Source organism: Fusibacter tunisiensis (assembly GCF_016908355.1).
In the GTDB taxonomy this organism is placed as follows: Bacteria; Bacillota; Clostridia; order Peptostreptococcales; family Acidaminobacteraceae; genus Fusibacter_D; species Fusibacter_D tunisiensis.
This window is the reverse complement of sequence record NZ_JAFBDT010000003.1, coordinates 25975-44201: the sequence shown is the minus strand read 5'-3', so window position 1 is coordinate 44201 and position 18227 is coordinate 25975. Positions and strand designations below refer to the sequence as shown.

Here is an 18227-nt window from a genome sequence, read left to right as displayed (position 1 = left end):
AAACAAGATGAAAGGATGTCTAAGATGAAAAATAATTTAAAAGTTCTAACTTACACCGCGTTAATGACAGCATTTGTCTTCTTAACCACTTCCATAATTAAAATTCCAATTCCCTTCACCAACGGCTACATACATGCAGGTGATACAACGATATTTTTATCTGGAATTTTACTTGGCCCTTTTTACGGTGCAATTGCAGCAGGCGTTGGCTCTGCACTGGCAGATTTTCTTGGTGGTTACGCCCACTGGATTCTACCAACCCTAATCATCAAAAGTGCAATGGGATTCATAATTGGCTATTTTTCCAGTGATTTCCGAAATCAGAAACACGTACTTTGGGGCACAATTGGGATCTGGATTGCTTCTGTTCTTGGTTTTATCTACACAATTCGTCAGACAAGCATTGATGCAATTGTATCACAAGTTGAAGAAGCTTCTACAGTGGAAGTCGCGCTTAAGCTAATTGGCAGTCTAAACTGGCAACTTCTTTCTGTTGCCATTGGTCTTCCGCTCTTGTCGCTGATTCTATTTAAGCTCAAAGACAAATATGGTGTTTCCTTTAATCAACTTGTTGGCATGATTGTTGCTGGTATTTGGATGGTACTAGGGTATTATGTTGCTGCAGGGATAATTTACGGAAACTTTATGGTGCCAATTTTTAGCATTCCATGGAACATTGTTCAATTTGGTGTCGGCGCAATTCTGGCTTTTCTAATTCATTCTGGCCTAGAAAAGGCACATATATCTTACGCAACAATCCACTCAAAATTTTAACAAAATTTAGGTTTTATCTTATCATTCAAAAAATCCCTGAACGCACATATAATATGTGAATTCAGGGATTTGTTTATTTTTTAAATGCCTCTGCAAGTTGCGTCAAAGCAGGAAGAGATCTCTCTATCATATCCATATCAACACAATAAGACATCCTAAAATACCCAGGATATCCAAACCCGCTACCAGGTACCAATAACAAATTGTATTTTTTTGCTTCCATAACAAATGCAACATCATCTTCTATCATGGCCTTTGGGAACAAGTAAAATGCACCGTTTGGTTTTACCATTTCAAACCCGATCTTTTCCATATGCCCAATTAGCAGATCGCGTCGCTTCTGATATTCCATAATATCAACAGTTTCATCTATACTGTCCGCCGTAACCTTTTGCCAGAGAGCAGGTGCATTGACAAAACCAAGTGTTCTATTTGCAAATGCCAACCCATTCATCAAAAGTTCCGCATTTTCGATTTTACTATTAACTGCAATGTATCCAATTCTTTCGCCCGCAAGTCCAAGTGACTTTGAATACGAATTTACAATCATAGAATTTTTAAAAATATTATGAATGTTAGGCACTTTATGACCTTCATAAACCAAAGCCTTATAGGGTTCATCCGATATGACATAAATGGCATGTCCAAATTCTTTTTCCTTTTGAGCCACCACCTCTGCCATACTTTTTAAGAGGGCTTCAGAATAAATAACACCAGTTGGATTGTTGGGTGAATTTATAATGATTGCACGTGTCTTTTCAGTAATACTGGCTGCTAATGTTTCTAAATTGGGTTCAAAAGTATCTGGATTTGATTTTACAATAACTGGCACACCATTATGATTTTTAATATAAAATATATACTCAGCAAAATATGGCGCGATAATGATGACTTCTTGACCTGAATCCAATATGGTCCTAAGCGCGGCATTGATACCACCTGCTGCGCCTACTGTCATCATAACATGTTTGTGGGTGAGTGGCACCTTGATGTCTTTGTTAATGGAATCTGCTACTTTTTGTCGTACTTCTACAAATCCAGCATTATCCATATAGCGGTGTGCACCAGGTTCGTCCGCATTAACCACTGCTTTAAGTTTCTCAATTACAGATTTTGGGGGTTCAAAATATGGATTTCCCAAACTGTAGTCAAATACATTTTCATCGCCAAACATCTCGCGCATTTTAGCACCTTCTACAAACATTTTGCGGATCCAGGATGAATTTTTAAGATTTTCTTGTATTTCTTTTGAAATCATATGACGCCTCCTGATTCTGTTATTTTCTTCACTTACATTATAGCACGAAAAAGAAGGTGTGCATTTTTTTTAGAAGAATTAAAAAAAATTAACAAATCTATATTAAAGGACTTTCCTTAGTTTTATAGAATGATTAATTTAAATATAAAGCATCATTATAGGAGGTTTATCATGACTCAAATATTTGGACACCGGGGCGCTTCAGGGTATTATCCGGAAAATACGCTAATATCATTTGAAAAAGCACTTGAAATGGGTGTTGATGGGTTGGAACTAGATGTTCATTTTACACAAGATGGTGAACTTGTTGTCTTTCATGATTTTGAACTTCATCGCCTTACAGGGGAAAAGGGATTTATCTTTCAAAAGACACTTGCAGAAATCAAAACTCTTAAAGTTCATGCCAAAAACCGCACGGCTTCTATTCCAACACTACAAGAAGTTTTAAGTCTAATCCAGGTTTTTGAGAAAGCAAGTGGCAAAAAAATTATGCTAAATGTGGAATTTAAAGCAGGTAGCGTACACTACCCGGGAATTGAAGAAAAGACTTATGCCCTCTGTTTGACTTATCTTCCCAATCAACAACTTATTTTTTCTTCATTTGACCATTATGCCCTTAAAACACTAAAATCAGCTCATCCTGAAGCACAAATAGGCGTTTTATCTACTGCCGCCCTCATTGATCCATGGAAATATGTCAACACACTTCATGGTGATTTTTATCATCCACACTTTATGACTTTAAATGAAAAAGAGCTTTCCAAGTTGAAAGCTCATGACACAAAAATAAACACATATACTGTTAATTCAACAGATACAGCAAAAAAATTAATACTTGCTGGTGTTGACGGTATTATCACAGATTATCCAGATAAACTGATTGCTTTAAAATCTAAACTTTAGCATCCATCAAGTCACCCTTATCAACTTGACTGCTATATGCGCTGGTGGCTTTAGCCCCCGTAGTGGTTCGGGTAACACCACCCGAGGCATAGTGTTTGCCACACTCTGGACAAACACTGCTAAAAATCTGAACACTTTGAGATATAACTTCCCTATTCTCAGACTGGGCCCTTGCACGTTCATTGGTCACGTGTTCCTGCTCATGAGATGACACCATTGCGAACGAAGCTTCCGGAGATATATGTGCAGGCGACTTAAAGGAAACCCCGGGGTCATTGGAGCCATCAACGTAAGTTCTCGAAGCACATGTGGCACATTCAATCAGCCCCATCTGCTTTAATGCTTTTTCACCATACCGATCTTTTAAAAAATCCAATCGATTATCCTGAGGCATTACATAATCCTTGGCCACTGGATTTGCTTGAGTATCGCTATTTTTGGCAGAATTTTGAGATTTATTTATTGGCAACCCATATGTGCCTTGAATCGTATTAGGATTTATACGCATCATAGACATCACTCCTAGGAATTTTATACCCAAAGTTGTTTTAAAAAAACAAAGAACGCCGGTGCTGGTTTATATCCGCACTGGCGTTCTAATCTTACTTCACTTTGTAGATCCACCCTTCAGGACCTTCAATTTCCCCAAATTGAATGCCCACAAGTGTATCATACAATTTTTTAGTTACAGGACCAACTTCAGTTTCACTATGGAAGACATGAAGCTTTCCATCAACCTCAATTCCGCCGATTGGTGTAATCACCGCAGCAGTACCACATGCGCCGGTCTCCACAAACTCATCAAGTTTTTCAACCAAACAATCACGTTCTTCAACAGTCATTCCTAAATATTTTTCAGCTAAAACCATCAAAGAGTACTTGGTAATACTTGGCAAAATTGATGGCGATGCCGGTGTTACAAACTTATTGTCTTTGGTTATCCCAAAGAAATTCGCTGCACCAACCTCTTCAATTTTAGTGTGTGTTGCTGGATCAAGGTAAATACAATCTGCAAAGCCTCGTTTAACCGCTTCTTCATGAGGCAGAAGGCTACCTGCATAATTGCCACCCACTTTTGCCGCACCAGTACCATGAGGTGCTGCACGATCCATATCGGCAATCGTGAAGTTTACTGGTGCCATTCCACCCTTAAAATAAGGCCCTACAGGCACACAGAATACGCCGAACAAATACTCAGGAGCTGGTTTGACACCAATGTTATGACCAACGCCTATAACGTATGGGCGCAAATACAATGTCGCTCCAGATCCATATGGTGGAACAAAATGTTCATTGGCTTTCACAACCTGCATGCAGGCATCAATAAATTTGTCCACAGGTATTTCTGGCATGAGAACACGTCTGCAACTGCGTTGCATTCTTTTGGCATTTTCATCTGGTCTAAATAGCTGTATTTCTCCGTTTGGCGTTCTATAAGCCTTTAAGCCTTCGAAACACTGCTGACCATAATGTAGTGCAGTAGAGGACTCACTAATGGAAATCATGTTGTCTTCCACAAGCTTACCCGCATCCCATTTTCCATCTTTCCACATGGAAATATACCTGAGGTCTGTTTTTGTGTAGCTAAATCCCAATTTGCTCCAATCGATTGAAACATTTTTACTCATCTTCCAAGCTCCTTTCATTTTTAAACTGATCTTGGAAAAAGGTTACCCAAATGTATTATATATCATACATGATACTTTTGTCACCATCTGTTCTGCGCTTTTAAGATTGATTTTGTGAAATTATTAAACCTTTATAAACGATTTATAGCATCTCTAGAACAACTCTTGATATCGCAAAAAACACCCTATATCATAGAAAATGAATGAATTTTATACAAGAGGAGGCAAAATGAAACTGCCAGAACTTAAAATAGGAGATGTTACTTTTAAAAAACCACTCTTTCTAGGCGCCATGGGCGTTGGTGTCAGTCGATCATCACTTGCATCAGCCGTAACAAATTGTGGTGGCCTTGGTGTGATCTCCGGTGTCAATCTTGGATTCTTAGAACCTGATTTTAAAACAGCACCACTTGAAGCAAACTTAAGAGCGCTAAAAAAAGAAATCCAAAAAGCAAAGGCGATCACTAAAGATGGCTTAATTGGCATTAATTTCATGGTTGCCATGAGTCATTATGCAGAACATGTTAAAACAGCAGTTGCAGAAGGGATAGATTTTATTATTTCAGGTGCAGGGCTCCCAACAGAACTCCCTGGACTCGTGAAAAATTCTTATACCAAACTGGTTCCAATCGTTTCATCCGTAAAAGCGGCTTCACTCATCATACGGTTCTGGGATCGTAACCACCAAACCACACCTGATGCCATAGTTATCGAAGGCATTGAAGCAGGCGGTCATCTTGGATTCAAATACAAAGATCTTGAAAATAATGCGTTTGACGCTAAAGAAACCATTCAGACCATTAAAACAATTCTTCTACCCTATGAAGAAAAGTACAATAAGAAAATACCCGTTATCTTTGCAGGTGGGATATATGACGCAAGGGATATAAAAACAGTCTTCTCATATGGGGCCGATGGTGTTCAGATGGCCACACGCTTTGTTGCCTCAGAGGAATGCGATGCCCATCTTGGGTTTAAAAAGATATATTTGAATGCATCAAAATCCGATGTCAAAATCATTCAAAGTCCTGTAGGTTTACCAGGGCGAGCCTTACAAACGCCTTTACTGAGCAGATTGAACGCAGAAGCCAGAATTAAGCCTCAAAAATGTCTCGGCTGTCTCCAAACATGTGACTCTGCCACGACACCCTTTTGTATCTCTGATGCGCTCATTGCTGCAGTCAATGGTGATTATGAAAATGGCTTGTTTTTTGCAGGGGCCAACGTTTATAAAGTAGATCGGATTACCACAGTACAAGAAATTTTCAATGACCTGTGGGCTGACTTTGAAACTACTCAAGTCCCGTAAATTCGGAAGCCTCATAGTAACCTGAATCAATCAAAGCTGACTTTACGTTCCCTTGATTTACAACGATTACTTCAGTTTGCTTTGCAGCAACATCTTTCACACCATTGTTATAAGAACCTGTTGTTGATGGAGATTGTCCATCCAACACGGCAAGTGCCATTCCAATTGAATCTGTAACTAAAGAGCGGACATCTTTAAATACTGTCATTGATTGAATGCCATCGATGATGTATTGAATAGAAGCTTTTTCTGCATCTTGTCCTGTAATGACATAACTGCTTACATCGCTATCAGAAGCAAATGTATCTGCAATTGAACGGGCTGTTCCATCATTTGGTGCCAAAATAAATACATCGCCCTTGTCTGCAGCACCTACTGCTGTCAAATGAGACTCTGCTTTATTCTTCGCTTCATTGAAATCCCAGTTTGTTGTAACTTGATTTAGAATTTTACCCATTTCTTCACGTGTCAGTACAGCTTTTTCTTGAAGTGCAATGGCTTCTTCTGAATTCTTAATTACAAACGTGCCGTCTGCAATTTTAGGTTGAAGCACATTCCAAGCACCTTCAAAGAATAAGAAAGCATTGTTATCAGAAGCAGCACCTGCATAAAGATAAAGTGGATTCTCTGTTCCTGAAGCTTGATCTACAAGATATTGACCTTGTGCTTCACCAACAGCAACTGAGTCAAATGTTACGTAATAGTCAACTGCATCTGTTCCAGTAATTAATCTGTCATAAGAAATTACTGTAACACCTTCTTTTTTAGCGGCTTCAGCTGCTGCAGCTGCTGCATCACCATCATGTGGACAAATAATTAAAACTTCGATTCCTTTTGTAAGAAGTGACTCTACATTTTGAAGTTCTGTTGCCGATGAACCTTGACTGAATAAGATTTCTACTGAATAATCTGTTCCTTCAAGAGCTTCTTTAAATCGAGTCTCATCTTGAACCCATCTTGGCTCATCCCGTGTTGGAAGTACAATACCAATTTCAGGACCTGCACTGTCACCATTTTCAGATGAACAGCCTACAAAAGCCACAAGAATCATAACCATTGTCATTAAGAGTGCACTCCATTTCTTGTTCATAAATATAATCCCCTTTCAGATTTAACAACTCAATTTAAGTTTTAGTCTATATAAAATGAACATAAAAACCAGAATTAATAATAACTTAATCCATATTTGTCAATTTTATCGCAGCTTCTTCCAAAGTACAGTTTAATCATCTACTGTTTAGAATTTGAAAAATCCATCTTTCTAGTTTTTTGAATCATACGGGCAATATGTGCCTCTTTTCGCGTCTTAAAAATATCCTCAATTGCAAACCATTGAAGGGCATCTGACTCCGAATTGCCAATCAATTTCGCATCCATATCCGCTGTAAACCGGTACCGAATATCATAGTGGAAGTGCATTCGGCCTTCTACTTCCTCTGGTATTTCATGAATATCCACATCAAAAATAGCCTCGGATGCAATTTCGATTGATTCTAGTCCCGTTTCTTCCTTCGCTTCTCTAAGGGCACACTCAAGAGGTGTCTCTTCTGATTCTACATGTCCCCCTGGTTGAAGCCACTTATCCAATTTCACATGGTGCATCAAAAGGACATGTGTGCCTTCAGGGTTTAATATCCAAGCAGAGCCAGTCAAATGACCATTTGGAATTTTAATCTTGGAAAGTTGGAGAATGGTTTTTTTAAAACGACCTTCAAGTGCATCATATGTGCGATATGCTTTTAGTGCTGTTACAAATTCTGGTTTCATAATAAGCCTCCATTAAATAAACCCGACTTTGCATCATCTACAAAATCGGGTCCTCGTGTTGAATCAAATTTCCTTGCTCAAAATTTTACCTAATCTTTCAATACCTTCCACAATTTTAGGTTCAGGCATATTTGAGAAATTAAGCCGCATGTAATTTTCTTTGCCACCATTTGGGAAAAAAGAGCCTCCTGGTACAAAAGCCACTTTATTCGACACTGCCAATTTCATCAATTCTCGTGCGTCCACATGTTCAGGCAACTCCACCCAGGCGAATAACCCGCCTTTCGAAATTTCATATTTTGCATTTTGGGGAAAATGTTTCTTCATCTCTGAGAACATCAAATCTCTTCGTTTATGATACACATTAATTATAGCACGGATATGTGCATCAAAATCATAATTCTCTAAAAAAGCATTCAAAACTCTTTGACTCATAGAGCTCGCCTGTAAATCTGCGCCCTGCTTTACCGTAATATATTTATTTAGAAGCAGCGGCGATGCACACACCCAGCCAATACGTAAGCCAGGTGAAAAAGTTTTCGAAAAAGTTCCCAGATAAACAACTCGACCTTCAGTGTCAAATGCTTTTACCGGTGGAATCGCCTCGCCCTCATATCGTAGCTCTCCATATGGGTTATCTTCAATAATGATGAGATTGTATTGGTTTGCAAGTTCAACCAATTCTTTTCTTCTAGACTCTGACCAGGTTCTCCCAGATGGGTTTTGAAAGTCAGGAATCACATAAATGTATTTGGCTTTTGGATGTTGATCAATTGCTTCCTTAAGCGCGTCCATCACCATGCCTTCAGAATCTGTTTCAACTTCTTTAAATTCACACTCGTAAGCCCTAAAAGCATTGATAGCACCTAGATAACTCGGACTTTCGCACAAAACATAATCCCCTGGATTAATAAAAATTTTACCTGTAAAATCCAAACCTTGTTGAGAGCCATTTGTAATTAGCAGGTCTTCTTTTGATACACGAACACCTGACGCTTGCATACGTTTGGCTATTTTTTCTCTTAGAGGATCGTATCCTTCAGTTGTGCTGTACTGCATTGCTTCACGTCCCATTTCGTCCATAACTTTAATAGACATCGCCTTGTAAGCTTCAACTGGAAACATTTCAGGTGCAGGCAATCCACCTGCAAAGGATATTATTTCCGGACGTTGTGTTAATTTCAATATTTCTCTAATTTCGGATGCCTTTAATTTTTTGACTCGGTCTGAAAAAAGATGCTCCATGATTCGCCCCCTGTTTCGTTAATTGTATGATTTTCCATCAATACCGTACCATGTTCCAAAGGCTTGTTCAATCCTGTTAATCAATGTATACTGTATTCATCTTTTTTGCGAGAAAAACTGATAGGCGCGTTCTACTGAAGCACTTGATCCCACCAAAAACAAACTGTTATTGGCTTCGATTTTTTGATGGCCTCTTGGTACTGTAAGCACTTCATTTTCAGGATCATATATTCCAGCAATAATACAATCTTCCGGGAAACGGATATCTTTTCCGATAGTGGCAATGCTTTTGCCTGTATGAATGCTGTCTTTTGGCAATTCGATAATTGAAATTTCAGCCTTCCCATCACCAAATGATGCAACGCGCCTAATTTCTGGGCGTTCAATATCCAAAATAAATTTATTGACCATCATGCTAACACTTGATGCTATATTGGTTGCACCTGCAAGTTCAAAGGCGGTTTGATACTCAGGATCATTCATTCTTACAAATATATTGGGTACATTGAAGCCTCTACCCATAAGTGCAATTGCCAAATTATCAGAGTCAAAATCTGCAACAGCAACCAGATAATCAGCACTTTCAATTCCGGCTGCTTTTAGGTTTCTAATATCTTTTGGATCTCCATGAATGGCATTGGCTGAATACTTAGTCACGATCTCTTCACAGTTTTTCCGGTCTGTATCCACAACTGTAACGTCGTATTTATGTGACAACTCAGCCACCATATACCTGCCAATAATTTGTCCGCCTGCAATTACCACTTTCATAATCTACCTCCATTTATTTTATAGGTCTGTCCACTTAGCAAGAGTAAAAGTGGCACGATTTCAATTCGGCCCAAAATCATAAGGCCAAGCAAAACTATTTTTCCGCCCCCGCTAATTTCCTGTATTTCTAGCGGACTTAAAGTTGTTATACCACTGTTACCCAAAGCACCAATGGCTAGCACACCTATTTGACCAATATCTAGAGATGTTGTCACCACAAGCAAACTTATGCCAATTAGACCTGTTATAATCCAAAGCATCACGAGGGTCATAATTCTGTTTATAAAGGCGTCATTTAGAGCACGTCTCCCATAACGAACCACCAAAACCATTTGCTTTGGACTCACTATTTTCTTGATCTCAACACCGATATTCTTTACGACTAGAACCAAACGGTCTATCTTAATACCACCACTTAGCCCCCCTATGGCACCACCCACGAGGCCCATAAGTGTTAACACCATTAACATCGCAGGTGTAAAATACTCTAAATTCATGTCCCTTAGTCCAAACCCACTTCCAGAAACCACTGAAACAGCATGGAACAAATGCTTGAAAAAACCAGTTCCCATTTTGAGAGGGTCCAATACAAACAGCAAAACTGCACCTGCTAAAATCCATTTTAGGTAATACCCCAACGAAGTTGTTCCGGAAGATCGACTAAAATCTCTCATTAGGTATTTTGTGTAAACAATATAACTTACACCTGAAAGTCCCATAAAAACCAAGGTCGTATACATAACCCAATTTTCACTGACCCCATTTAAACTTGCCCAATGGGTCCCTGAGCTGTAGAAACCGCCACCTGAAATTGTGCTAACACTATGCATAAATGCTTGTAATAGGGATGCGCCAGAAAGGATTAAAACACCCGTTTGAATCCCTATAAGTCCTATCAAAATAGCTGCAAATCCAAGGATCACTTTATAGACATTTGGCAAATGTTTCGGAAGTCTCAACTTGTTCCAAAGTCCAATTTCACCTTTCCAAAAACGATCCTCATTAATGTAAATAACCCGAATAAAATACACCAAGACAAATATGGCACCAATAATCTGAAGTTGATTGCGCCAAAATTCCAGCGCATTTGGATATAGTTCAAAGTTATACCACGTGCTTAGGCCAGTAGTTGTTAAGCCACTTGCTGATTCCAACAATGCATCAATCCACGGCATGGCCCCTATCTGTACAAATGGAATGGCCCCTAGAACTGTCATGACGCTTATAACAGACAATGCTGTTAAATACCCCAAAGGGTTTACAGCTGACATGTGTTGCTTTTTGCCAACACTTAAAAACACAAGCCCAATTCCAAGCGTCCATCCTATTGTTCCTAAAAATCCATTGGTAACAGTTGACTGTGCTTCTGTTACGATGGCATACAGGAGCATAAAGCACATAAAAAGACCAAATAGCAATAATGCCACGCCTGTATTCCGACTCCATTTCTCAATCATTGTTTTCATGCATTTACCTCTTCGCCACTTGACTCGGGTCCAAACCAAATTTCAATTTCTCGCTTTGCACTTACCGGACCATCTGACCCATGTACGAGATTTTCTGTCAAATCAAAAGCATATTGACCTCGAATGCTTCCATTTTCAGCTTCCAGATAATGCGTTGCACCATTAATATATCTCACCGTTTCTATGGCTTTTTCCCCTGCTAAAACCATAAACACAGCTTCTCCGGATTGCATAAACGTTAAAAGTTTGTCATAAAACGCCTTGCCTTCATGTTCACTGTAATGTCGTTTTAACAGGTTCATTTGCGGAATTCCAAATTTCATCTTTATAATTTTAAGTCCCTTAGACTCATATGCCGTTAAAATTGCCCCTACAAGACCGCGTTTAACTGCATCTGGTTTTATAATAACCAAAGTTTTTTCCAACACTTCCGCCCCCTTCTTCATTATTTATCATAACATATATATCCTATAGTCTATCAAATAATCATATTTTTTGTTTGTAAACCATCTCATTTTAACGGTTGACAACAAGTCTGCTCGGACTTATACTTTTAAGTGTCATATTCACACCAAAACAGGAGGTCCTATGAAACTCATCCATATGATTTATATTGGTCTTTTTGCAGCCTTACTTAGCATTTTGTCTTTACTACCACCTATTCCTTTACCCTTCTCGCCTGTTCCAATTACATTTCAAGTTCTTGGCATCTTTATTGTGTCTGGCTTATTAACACCTAAAATAAGCACTATGACAGTTCTAGTCTATCTCTTACTTGGTGGAATTGGGATTCCTGTTTTTGCGGGAGGAACTGCAGGTGTTGGGGTTTTACTCGGTCCCACTGGTGGGTATTTGCTTGGATTTATCCCTGCAACTTTTCTGTCGAGTTCTGTTTTGAGACATTATAAAACCCCTAAAACCCAGCACTACATTTTTGCCTTTTCTCTTGGACTTATTGGTATCTATTTGCCGGGAACACTTCAACTATCTGCTGTAACAGGTTTGTCGCTAGACAAAGCCCTTACAGTGGGGTCACTTCCTTATATTCCTCTGGATTTTATCAAAATAATTATGGCGACATGGATTACAAAATCTTTAGCCCGTCATCTCAAAACAAATACGTAAAAAAGCTGTTGCCTATACTCTAACACAGGCAACAGCTTTTTAGGTTTATTCATAGTTGAAAATAATTTTTTCCCGCACTTCAATATCTTTAAGAACTTCTGAATAAGGCTGATCGAATTCACTGTACTTCCCGATCAGCGCATTTAACAAGTAATGGGTCTCCATAATTTCCATTCCTTGAAGCATACTTCTTACTGCTGTCATAAGAAAACAATCCATTTTTGGCGAATCTTTCATTAACTTGTGATAGATGTAGTCCGAAATTTCCAGATTATCCAAATCTAACAGTGTTAAATAGAACTTCAAATCTTTATTGTCATACTCTGTGTTAATGATTTTTCTAACCCGGTCCATACCAAACTCATGTCGCGCTTTTAGCATTGCCAGTAGGTCATATTTAAGGGCTCTATATGTGTAGTCTCGGCCTTTGTATTTAATAGAAATCTCGTTTTCAGAATTGATATCCAAGTGATCAATTTCGGAAAGAATCCTGCTAAAGTTGTTTCTAAGGAAGTCATCTCCCAAAAGAATCATCAAGAAGCTAATAATTGAATCTCGATCCACACCATGCTGAATCATTAATGTTCCAGCACCAAGAATAATACACTTTGCATAGTAAATATCACTATTTTCAAAATTTGCACAGTAAAATTCTACAATATCTGAAAGCACATCAGCAGACATTCCAGACGTTAAAAGCGAAATAAAGAGTTGAAAGGTTAAATCCATATTGTAGTATTCACTCTTTTGTATTGCTTTCAAGTCAAAATCTTTGGCAACAACACTTGCAGAACTTACAAGTTTTATATAGTTGATTAACCTAAATTTATCTGTAATGGGCAAAGTTTTAATTCGATTTAGGTCAAAATAGGTTTCGAGATAATCTGTTATCGTTTCAAATTTGTGTATCATAAGTTCCTCCCTGATAAAAGTTTGATATTTTGATTATACCACTTATTAAATAACTTTCATAATCTCTTTTTCCATTTTTAAGATGATTTTACTGAATTTTCGGGTAACTATGTCGTATATATAGAAAGTTTAGGAGGTACTTATGTTGAAAATATATACAAAAACAGGTGATAAAGGTTCCACTAGCTTATATGATGGCACTCGCGTGCCCAAAGATTCCATTCGCGTTGAAAGCTATGGCACCATAGACGAACTCAACTCTTCATTAGGTTTATCCCGCAATTACTGCCAAGATTCTGAAATAAAAGAGATTTTATTTAAAATCCAGCGATCTCTTTTTAATGTTGCTGGTGAATTGGCCACACAAGACTCTGAGGCTTTTCCAGAAAGAGTTTCTGAGACAGATACCCAGTGGCTAGAATGGATCATTGACCATTATCTAGATCAAATGAATCGGGATGAAGTTTTTCAATTTATAATTCCTGGGAGCAATCTTTTTAGTGCTTCCATGCATGTATCACGCACAGTTTGTAGACGTGCTGAAAGGCGCATACTCACCTTAGCTGAAGAAGCCCCAATTAGAAGTGAGCTTATAAAATATGTAAATCGTTTATCTGATGCTATTTATACCATGGCTCGATTTTCTGAAACGGAACTTCACAAAGTTGATTTCAAAAAGTAAGGGGGCACTATGGAACGCTTAAAAGGAATGCTTTACGGTTCATTTATAGGCGATGCATTTGCTTTGGGATCACACTGGATTTACGACACCGAAAAACTCAAAATCGAAGTCGATAATCTATCCGATTTCACAGAACCCATCCACAGTGTATTTCACAGTGGCAAGAAAAAAGGGGCATTTACCCATTATGGGGATCAAAGTTTGCTTTTATTAAAAAGCATCGCCAGCAACAAAGGTTTTGATATTCAAATATTTAAAACACATTGGCTCACATTTGCATCAAAATATGATGGCTATCTAGATCATGCCACCAAGGCGTCACTTCAGGCACTGGATCCTCTAAACAATTTTGGGTCCTCTTCAGATGAACTTGGAGGCGTTTCTAGAATGGCGCCATTACTTTTCTATCATATGGATGACTTAAACCTAAACAAGTTTGTATCTGAACAAACCCAATTGACGCATAACGACCTCGGACTTGTTGAAATTGGATTTTTTATCAAGGATTGGATTCTCGACCTCATTATTGGGAAACCCTTAATGTCGTCTTTTGAAGCTGAGTGTATCAATCATCCCAAAATTATGCCCTACTGGGATATGATAAAACACCGGTTTAACGAAGATACTGTAGACGTTATCAAAGATATAGGACAAAGCTGTTCCTGTCAATTTGCCTTTCCATCGGCACTTTATCTTATTATCAAATATAAAGATAATTTTTTAAAGGCCATGCAAGAAAACATTCTTTCAGGGGGCGATTCAGCAGGCAGAGGTATGCTAATTGGAATGGTTCTCGGCGCATCACTTGGAATTCACCAAATTCCTCAAAATCTGCTTGACCACTTAATTGACAGATCAACTATTGAAAATTTCGCCATGCATAAACAAATATAATTGAGGTGATTTTAGTGTTTACAATGCAACGGTTATCTGGCGCTTATGCCCGCGCACGTCGCTTACCAATCGATTCGGAATCAAAAATTATTTTTTTCAGTGACGTTCATAGAGGCGATAACAGTCTGTCTGACGAATTTGCCCACAATCAAAATGTGTATTATCACGCCCTTCAGTATTATTTCAAAAATGGATTCACCTATATTGAAGTGGGTGATGGGGACGAACTTTGGGAACACAGCAAGTTCGAAGTTATTCGATACGCGCATAGCGATGTCTTTATGCTCTTACGCGCATTTTATCAAGACAACCGTTGCCACATGATTTATGGCAACCATAATGTCGCTTTTGCAAAGCAACATCATATTGAAAATATGCTTTTTTCTTTTTATGATGAATATGAGTCATTCTTCAATGAACTCTTCCCAGATATAGAAGTTCCCGAAGCCATTATTTTAGAAGACCAAGAAACAAACGGCGAAATTTTTGTTGTTCATGGGCATCAAGGCGATTTTATAAACGATCAAATTTGGCCTGTGATGAAATTTTTAAGCCGCTATTTTTGGCGTTTTTTTCATGTCGTTGGCTTCAGAAATCCTGCAAGTCCTGCAAAAAATGTCCATAAACGTCATAAAATTGAACGCAATTTTTCAAAATACATCCAAATGAATAAAAAAATGTTGATTGTGGGCCACACACACCGCCCTAAATATCCAAAAGAAAATGAACTGCCTTACTTCAATACTGGATGTTGCATACATCCTAGAAATATTACCGGTATTGAAATTACAAATCATAAAATTTCCCTTATTGAATGGCGTATTTCTCCAAATGACTCCGGTGTCCTTCAAATAAAAAGACGCGTGATTCGAGGTCCGCGTCCTATAAGTGATTTTATGTTTTTTTAAGCGTATAGCCTGCGCCATAGTCTTTCCATTGGACCAGTTTTAAATTTGTGAATCCACCACGTACTGAAAACCACTTGTCCATAAAAGAAAATTACAGCTGCAGGAAAATAGAATTTTGGTGACACCTCACCAAACCAACCACCACCATAGCCATAAAAAAATAGCGTCCAGAAAATAGTTTGCGTTAAATAGTTTGTCAAAGCCATTTTCCCAGCATTTTCAATCCATCTTATACCTTTTGTTTGAGAAAATCTAATAAGCGTTGTCAGGTAAAAAAAGCTCCCTACATAGGTTGAAAGTTCTTGGAGCAGTGCTTCTATCACGGGTCTGTTTGCTGTGTTAAATATAAAAATCCCGAATATTAGAATCCCGAATAACCCGCCACTCATATAATTCCATTTGACAATTAGGGGTCTCTGGCTTTCGATCGTCTCAAAAAAACCATGCCTTCCAACTAAGACACCTAAATAAAAAAGCAATAAAATCTTTGGCAGTGTAAAAAACAAATTTACAAAAACAATAGGTATCTCATGGGTCAATCTGTAGAGGATTACTTGCCCATAAGTTCCCGTGGATAAAACAACTTCCCCTTGATGGATTTGTTCAACAAACACACTGGACTCTGGGACATCCACAGCAAAAAAACCATACATCATAAGGGATAAAATAAAAAGACCTATGACGCGACGCTTTAATTTTTTATCTGAATAGTGATGGCTTTTAATTAAGATAAAACCTGTTATTGCATACAAATGCAAAATATCCCCATACCAAACCAATACCAGATGTAGAATGCCAAAAATCAAAAGAACCCACAGTCTTCTCTTAAAAGCAAAATTGCCTTTTGAAAAAAAATGAAACCCCAAACCAAATAGAAATGCAAAAATAGTATAGAATTTGCCCTGTGCAAAAAGTTCAATTGCAAAAGGCGTTCTACTATTTCCATATAATGTGGCATCAATCATTGTAAGATTCACCAACAACACACCAAATAGTGCAAAACCTCTTATGATATCTATTTCATGAATCCTATTTTTTTGCACCATAATCCCCTGCTTTCCAATCCAAAAGGAGGTCAAAATGACTTTTGAATTCCCAAAAGATCCAAATATTTTGTTGAGCATAATCAACATGAAGCTTCGCGATGCATACGATTCACTTGAAATCCTATGCGAAGACATGGACATTGATTACGATTTGCTCCAAATGACACTTCAAGATGCAGGTTATGAATACATTGCATCTGTCAATCAATTTCATCAAAAATAATTATAGCAAAGAGAAAGGGGTGGCGCAATGCCACCCCTTAACTTAATACAAATAACCTATTCTATTCCAAATCTAAAACTCTTTCTTCTACAACCGCCCAGTTGATACATTTAAAAAATGCATCAATATAATCTGCACGTCTATTCTGATAGTTTAAATAGTAGGCGTGTTCCCATACATCAATTCCCAGTAGTGGCTCAACAGACTCTACTAAAGGTGTGTCTTGATTTGGTGTGCTGATAATTTTTAGTCTTTTATCCTCTTTTGAGTGTACAAGCCAAGCCCATCCACTTCCAAATCGTTTTAAAGCGGCCTCCTTAAAAGCATCTTTAAAGCCTTCCATACTGTCAAAAGCTTCCTCTATAAGTTTCTTCATAGAATCACTTGCTTCAACACTTTCAGGCGTTAGTGATGCCCAAAATAAGGAATGATTGTAGTGTCCACCACCATTGTTTCTAACGGCAGTTTTAATGTCTTCAGGAAGGTCATCTAGATTTTTCAACAGTTTTTCAAGTGACCAATCTTTTAGATGATCATACTTCGAAACCGCAGCATTTAAATTGTTTACATAACCACCATGATGTTTTTCATAGTGAATTTCCATTGTTTTTGCATCAATATGGGGTTCCAAAGCATCATAGGCATAATTGAGTTTCGGTAATTCAAGTTTCATAAATAAATCCTCCATCTAATATATTGCATCCAATAGGATTGTTTGCTATTAAATAGATATCCATTCAAACTACTGATAATCATTTTCAATTGCATCGTAATACAATTGTAACATTCCATGCCTAAATGCTTTTCCGGACCCGTTTACCAATTAAGACACCATAGTGGCCACCAATCAACCCTAAGACAAAGGCAATACCCATTAAAAGAAACACATATGGCCAGGTAATTTGGTCATAAAATGCGCCTCCAATAAAGTATTTTGAAACTTGGAGCGCTATTCCAGCAACAAATGCAGAATAAATCGAAGCTACTATTTGGGTTTTTAATAAAAAACGGTCTGGAATCAAATTCGAAACCACTTGTGTTGCCAGTCCCGTTGAAAAAATAGCCAAGCCCATATACGGGCTAATAAGGGTCATAATCATTGCAAATACTGAATTTACAACTAAAACAATATTCTTTAATCTAAAAAAAGTAATCACGATTGCCATAACCAGAGACAAGTAAGGCGCCATTGCCGAATATTTTACGCCTGGCAAAGGGACCTGAGAACTCACAATATAGATTGCATAGCCCCCAACAATAATTGCAGCAACCGCCATGGCAATTTGCGTCAAAATAGATGTACTTCTATGTTTCAT

The 18227-nt window shown here is 38.0% G+C and carries 21 protein-coding genes; 8 read left to right on the top strand and 13 right to left on the bottom strand.

Features of this window, described 5'->3' with window-relative positions; genetic code table 11:
• The first annotated feature begins 24 nt into the window (after positions 1–24).
• Positions 25–774, top strand: a complete 750-nt coding sequence (locus JOC49_RS02890) for an ECF transporter S component (RefSeq protein ID WP_204662061.1) — start codon at positions 25–27, stop codon at positions 772–774.
• A gap of 73 nt (positions 775–847) precedes the next feature.
• Here the strand turns inward: JOC49_RS02890 and JOC49_RS02885 are convergent, their stop codons facing one another.
• Positions 848–2032, bottom strand: a complete 1185-nt coding sequence (locus JOC49_RS02885; RefSeq protein ID WP_204662058.1) for a pyridoxal phosphate-dependent aminotransferase — start codon at positions 2030–2032, stop codon at positions 848–850.
• A 171-nt stretch (positions 2033–2203) separates the two neighbouring features.
• Between JOC49_RS02885 and JOC49_RS02880 the strand changes: the two genes are divergently transcribed.
• Positions 2204–2935 carry a glycerophosphodiester phosphodiesterase gene (locus JOC49_RS02880; RefSeq protein ID WP_204662056.1) on the top strand — a complete coding sequence of 244 codons (732 nt, stop codon included), beginning with the start codon at positions 2204–2206 and terminating at the stop codon, positions 2933–2935.
• Here JOC49_RS02880 and JOC49_RS02875 read toward each other — a convergent pair.
• Together JOC49_RS02875 and JOC49_RS02870 are read right to left on the bottom strand one after the other, a co-directional pair.
• A complete protein-coding gene (locus tag JOC49_RS02875) occupies positions 2925–3446 on the bottom strand; it encodes a hypothetical protein (protein WP_204662053.1) in 522 nt (173 codons plus the stop codon). The two genes, JOC49_RS02880 and JOC49_RS02875, sit on opposite strands and share 11 nt — an antisense overlap.
• A 91-nt stretch (positions 3447–3537) precedes the next feature.
• Positions 3538–4581, bottom strand: a complete 1044-nt coding sequence (locus JOC49_RS02870) for a branched-chain amino acid aminotransferase (protein WP_279381184.1) — start codon at positions 4579–4581, stop codon at positions 3538–3540.
• Positions 4582–4792: 211 nt separating this feature from the next.
• Between JOC49_RS02870 and JOC49_RS02865 the strand changes: the two genes are divergently transcribed.
• The gene (locus tag JOC49_RS02865) at positions 4793–5872 is read left to right on the top strand and encodes an NAD(P)H-dependent flavin oxidoreductase (protein ID WP_204662047.1); all 1080 of its coding nucleotides are present in this window, start codon (positions 4793–4795) and stop codon (positions 5870–5872) included.
• Here JOC49_RS02865 and JOC49_RS02860 read toward each other — a convergent pair.
• The 6 genes from JOC49_RS02860 to ndk form a co-directional block, all read right to left on the bottom strand.
• Positions 5856–6962, bottom strand: a complete 1107-nt coding sequence (locus JOC49_RS02860; RefSeq protein ID WP_204662044.1) for a sugar ABC transporter substrate-binding protein — start codon at positions 6960–6962, stop codon at positions 5856–5858. The genes JOC49_RS02865 and JOC49_RS02860 overlap by 17 nt on opposite strands.
• 140 nt (positions 6963–7102) lie before the next feature.
• Positions 7103–7639 carry an NUDIX hydrolase gene (locus tag JOC49_RS02855; RefSeq protein ID WP_204662041.1) on the bottom strand — a complete coding sequence of 179 codons (537 nt, stop codon included), beginning with the start codon at positions 7637–7639 and terminating at the stop codon, positions 7103–7105.
• Positions 7640–7702: 63 nt separating this feature from the next.
• Positions 7703–8884 (bottom strand): aminotransferase-like domain-containing protein, encoded by a 1182-nt coding sequence (locus JOC49_RS02850; RefSeq protein WP_204662038.1) that lies wholly within the window; start codon positions 8882–8884, stop codon positions 7703–7705.
• A gap of 96 nt (positions 8885–8980) precedes the next feature.
• On the bottom strand, positions 8981–9655 hold the full coding sequence (locus tag JOC49_RS02845; RefSeq protein WP_204662035.1) for a potassium channel family protein: 675 nt from the start codon (positions 9653–9655) through the stop codon (positions 8981–8983).
• Positions 9652–11121, bottom strand: coding sequence for a potassium transporter TrkG (locus JOC49_RS02840; protein ID WP_204662032.1), 1470 nt, complete (start codon positions 11119–11121; stop codon positions 9652–9654). The genes JOC49_RS02845 and JOC49_RS02840 overlap by 4 nt, the downstream gene beginning before the upstream one ends.
• Entirely contained in the window at positions 11118–11549 is a 432-nt protein-coding gene (gene ndk / locus JOC49_RS02835; protein ID WP_341534646.1) for a nucleoside-diphosphate kinase, read from the bottom strand. The genes JOC49_RS02840 and ndk overlap by 4 nt, the downstream gene beginning before the upstream one ends.
• A 160-nt stretch (positions 11550–11709) precedes the next feature.
• On the opposite strand from ndk, the gene JOC49_RS02830 reads away from it, so the two are divergent.
• The gene (locus JOC49_RS02830) at positions 11710–12246 is read left to right on the top strand and encodes a biotin transporter BioY (RefSeq protein ID WP_204662029.1); all 537 of its coding nucleotides are present in this window, start codon (positions 11710–11712) and stop codon (positions 12244–12246) included.
• Positions 12247–12291: 45 nt separating this feature from the next.
• On the opposite strand, the gene JOC49_RS02825 is transcribed toward JOC49_RS02830, so the two are convergent.
• Entirely contained in the window at positions 12292–13158 is an 867-nt protein-coding gene (locus tag JOC49_RS02825) for a hypothetical protein (RefSeq protein ID WP_204662026.1), read from the bottom strand.
• A gap of 142 nt (positions 13159–13300) precedes the next feature.
• On the opposite strand from JOC49_RS02825, the gene JOC49_RS02820 reads away from it, so the two are divergent.
• Genes JOC49_RS02820 through JOC49_RS02810 form a run of 3 tightly spaced genes read left to right on the top strand, consistent with a single transcriptional unit; the run spans position 13301 to position 15642 of the window.
• Positions 13301–13840: a cob(I)yrinic acid a,c-diamide adenosyltransferase gene (locus JOC49_RS02820; RefSeq protein WP_243423561.1), complete on the top strand. Its 540-nt coding sequence runs from the start codon at positions 13301–13303 to the stop codon at positions 13838–13840.
• Positions 13841–13849: 9 nt separating this feature from the next.
• Positions 13850–14734 carry an ADP-ribosylglycohydrolase family protein gene (locus JOC49_RS02815; RefSeq protein WP_204662023.1) on the top strand — a complete coding sequence of 295 codons (885 nt, stop codon included), beginning with the start codon at positions 13850–13852 and terminating at the stop codon, positions 14732–14734.
• 23 nt (positions 14735–14757) lie between these two features.
• Entirely contained in the window at positions 14758–15642 is an 885-nt protein-coding gene (locus tag JOC49_RS02810; protein WP_204662438.1) for a metallophosphoesterase family protein, read from the top strand.
• Here JOC49_RS02810 and JOC49_RS02805 read toward each other — a convergent pair.
• Positions 15639–16688 carry a DUF418 domain-containing protein gene (locus tag JOC49_RS02805; protein WP_204662021.1) on the bottom strand — a complete coding sequence of 350 codons (1050 nt, stop codon included), beginning with the start codon at positions 16686–16688 and terminating at the stop codon, positions 15639–15641. The two genes, JOC49_RS02810 and JOC49_RS02805, sit on opposite strands and share 4 nt — an antisense overlap.
• Before the next feature lie 34 nt (positions 16689–16722).
• Here JOC49_RS02805 and JOC49_RS02800 point away from each other — a divergent pair, with 34 nt between their 5' ends.
• Positions 16723–16911 (top strand): DUF4250 domain-containing protein, encoded by a 189-nt coding sequence (locus JOC49_RS02800; protein ID WP_204662018.1) that lies wholly within the window; start codon positions 16723–16725, stop codon positions 16909–16911.
• Positions 16912–16972: 61 nt separating this feature from the next.
• Here the strand turns inward: JOC49_RS02800 and JOC49_RS02795 are convergent, their stop codons facing one another.
• A complete protein-coding gene (locus JOC49_RS02795) occupies positions 16973–17584 on the bottom strand; it encodes a superoxide dismutase (RefSeq protein ID WP_204662015.1) in 612 nt (203 codons plus the stop codon).
• Between the two features lie 121 nt (positions 17585–17705).
• On the bottom strand, positions 17706–18227 hold the full coding sequence (locus tag JOC49_RS02790) for a hypothetical protein (RefSeq protein ID WP_204662012.1): 522 nt from the start codon (positions 18225–18227) through the stop codon (positions 17706–17708).

Bases quoted from the DNA above. Each gene is read 5' to 3' on its own strand.
- JOC49_RS02890 (WP_204662061.1), top strand. From the start codon at position 25: ATGAAAAATAATTTAAAAGTTCTAACTTACACCGCGTTAATGACAGCA.
- JOC49_RS02885 (WP_204662058.1), bottom strand. From the start codon at position 2,032: ATGATTTCAAAAGAAATACAAGAAAATCTTAAAAATTCATCCTGGATC.
- JOC49_RS02880 (WP_204662056.1), top strand. From the start codon at position 2,204: ATGACTCAAATATTTGGACACCGGGGCGCTTCAGGGTATTATCCGGAA.
- JOC49_RS02875 (WP_204662053.1), bottom strand. From the start codon at position 3,446: ATGATGCGTATAAATCCTAATACGATTCAAGGCACATATGGGTTGCCA.
- JOC49_RS02870 (WP_279381184.1), bottom strand. From the start codon at position 4,581: ATGAAAGGAGCTTGGAAGATGAGTAAAAATGTTTCAATCGATTGGAGC.
- JOC49_RS02865 (WP_204662047.1), top strand. From the start codon at position 4,793: ATGAAACTGCCAGAACTTAAAATAGGAGATGTTACTTTTAAAAAACCA.
- JOC49_RS02860 (WP_204662044.1), bottom strand. From the start codon at position 6,962: ATGAACAAGAAATGGAGTGCACTCTTAATGACAATGGTTATGATTCTT.
- JOC49_RS02855 (WP_204662041.1), bottom strand. From the start codon at position 7,639: ATGAAACCAGAATTTGTAACAGCACTAAAAGCATATCGCACATATGAT.
- JOC49_RS02850 (WP_204662038.1), bottom strand. From the start codon at position 8,884: ATGGAGCATCTTTTTTCAGACCGAGTCAAAAAATTAAAGGCATCCGAA.
- JOC49_RS02845 (WP_204662035.1), bottom strand. From the start codon at position 9,655: ATGAAAGTGGTAATTGCAGGCGGACAAATTATTGGCAGGTATATGGTG.
- JOC49_RS02840 (WP_204662032.1), bottom strand. From the start codon at position 11,121: ATGAAAACAATGATTGAGAAATGGAGTCGGAATACAGGCGTGGCATTA.
- JOC49_RS02830 (WP_204662029.1), top strand. From the start codon at position 11,710: ATGAAACTCATCCATATGATTTATATTGGTCTTTTTGCAGCCTTACTT.
- JOC49_RS02825 (WP_204662026.1), bottom strand. From the start codon at position 13,158: ATGATACACAAATTTGAAACGATAACAGATTATCTCGAAACCTATTTT.
- JOC49_RS02820 (WP_243423561.1), top strand. From the start codon at position 13,301: ATGTTGAAAATATATACAAAAACAGGTGATAAAGGTTCCACTAGCTTA.
- JOC49_RS02815 (WP_204662023.1), top strand. From the start codon at position 13,850: ATGGAACGCTTAAAAGGAATGCTTTACGGTTCATTTATAGGCGATGCA.
- JOC49_RS02810 (WP_204662438.1), top strand. From the start codon at position 14,758: ATGCAACGGTTATCTGGCGCTTATGCCCGCGCACGTCGCTTACCAATC.
- JOC49_RS02805 (WP_204662021.1), bottom strand. From the start codon at position 16,688: ATGGTGCAAAAAAATAGGATTCATGAAATAGATATCATAAGAGGTTTT.
- JOC49_RS02800 (WP_204662018.1), top strand. From the start codon at position 16,723: ATGACTTTTGAATTCCCAAAAGATCCAAATATTTTGTTGAGCATAATC.
- JOC49_RS02795 (WP_204662015.1), bottom strand. From the start codon at position 17,584: ATGAAACTTGAATTACCGAAACTCAATTATGCCTATGATGCTTTGGAA.
- JOC49_RS02790 (WP_204662012.1), bottom strand. From the start codon at position 18,227: ATGAAACATAGAAGTACATCTATTTTGACGCAAATTGCCATGGCGGTT.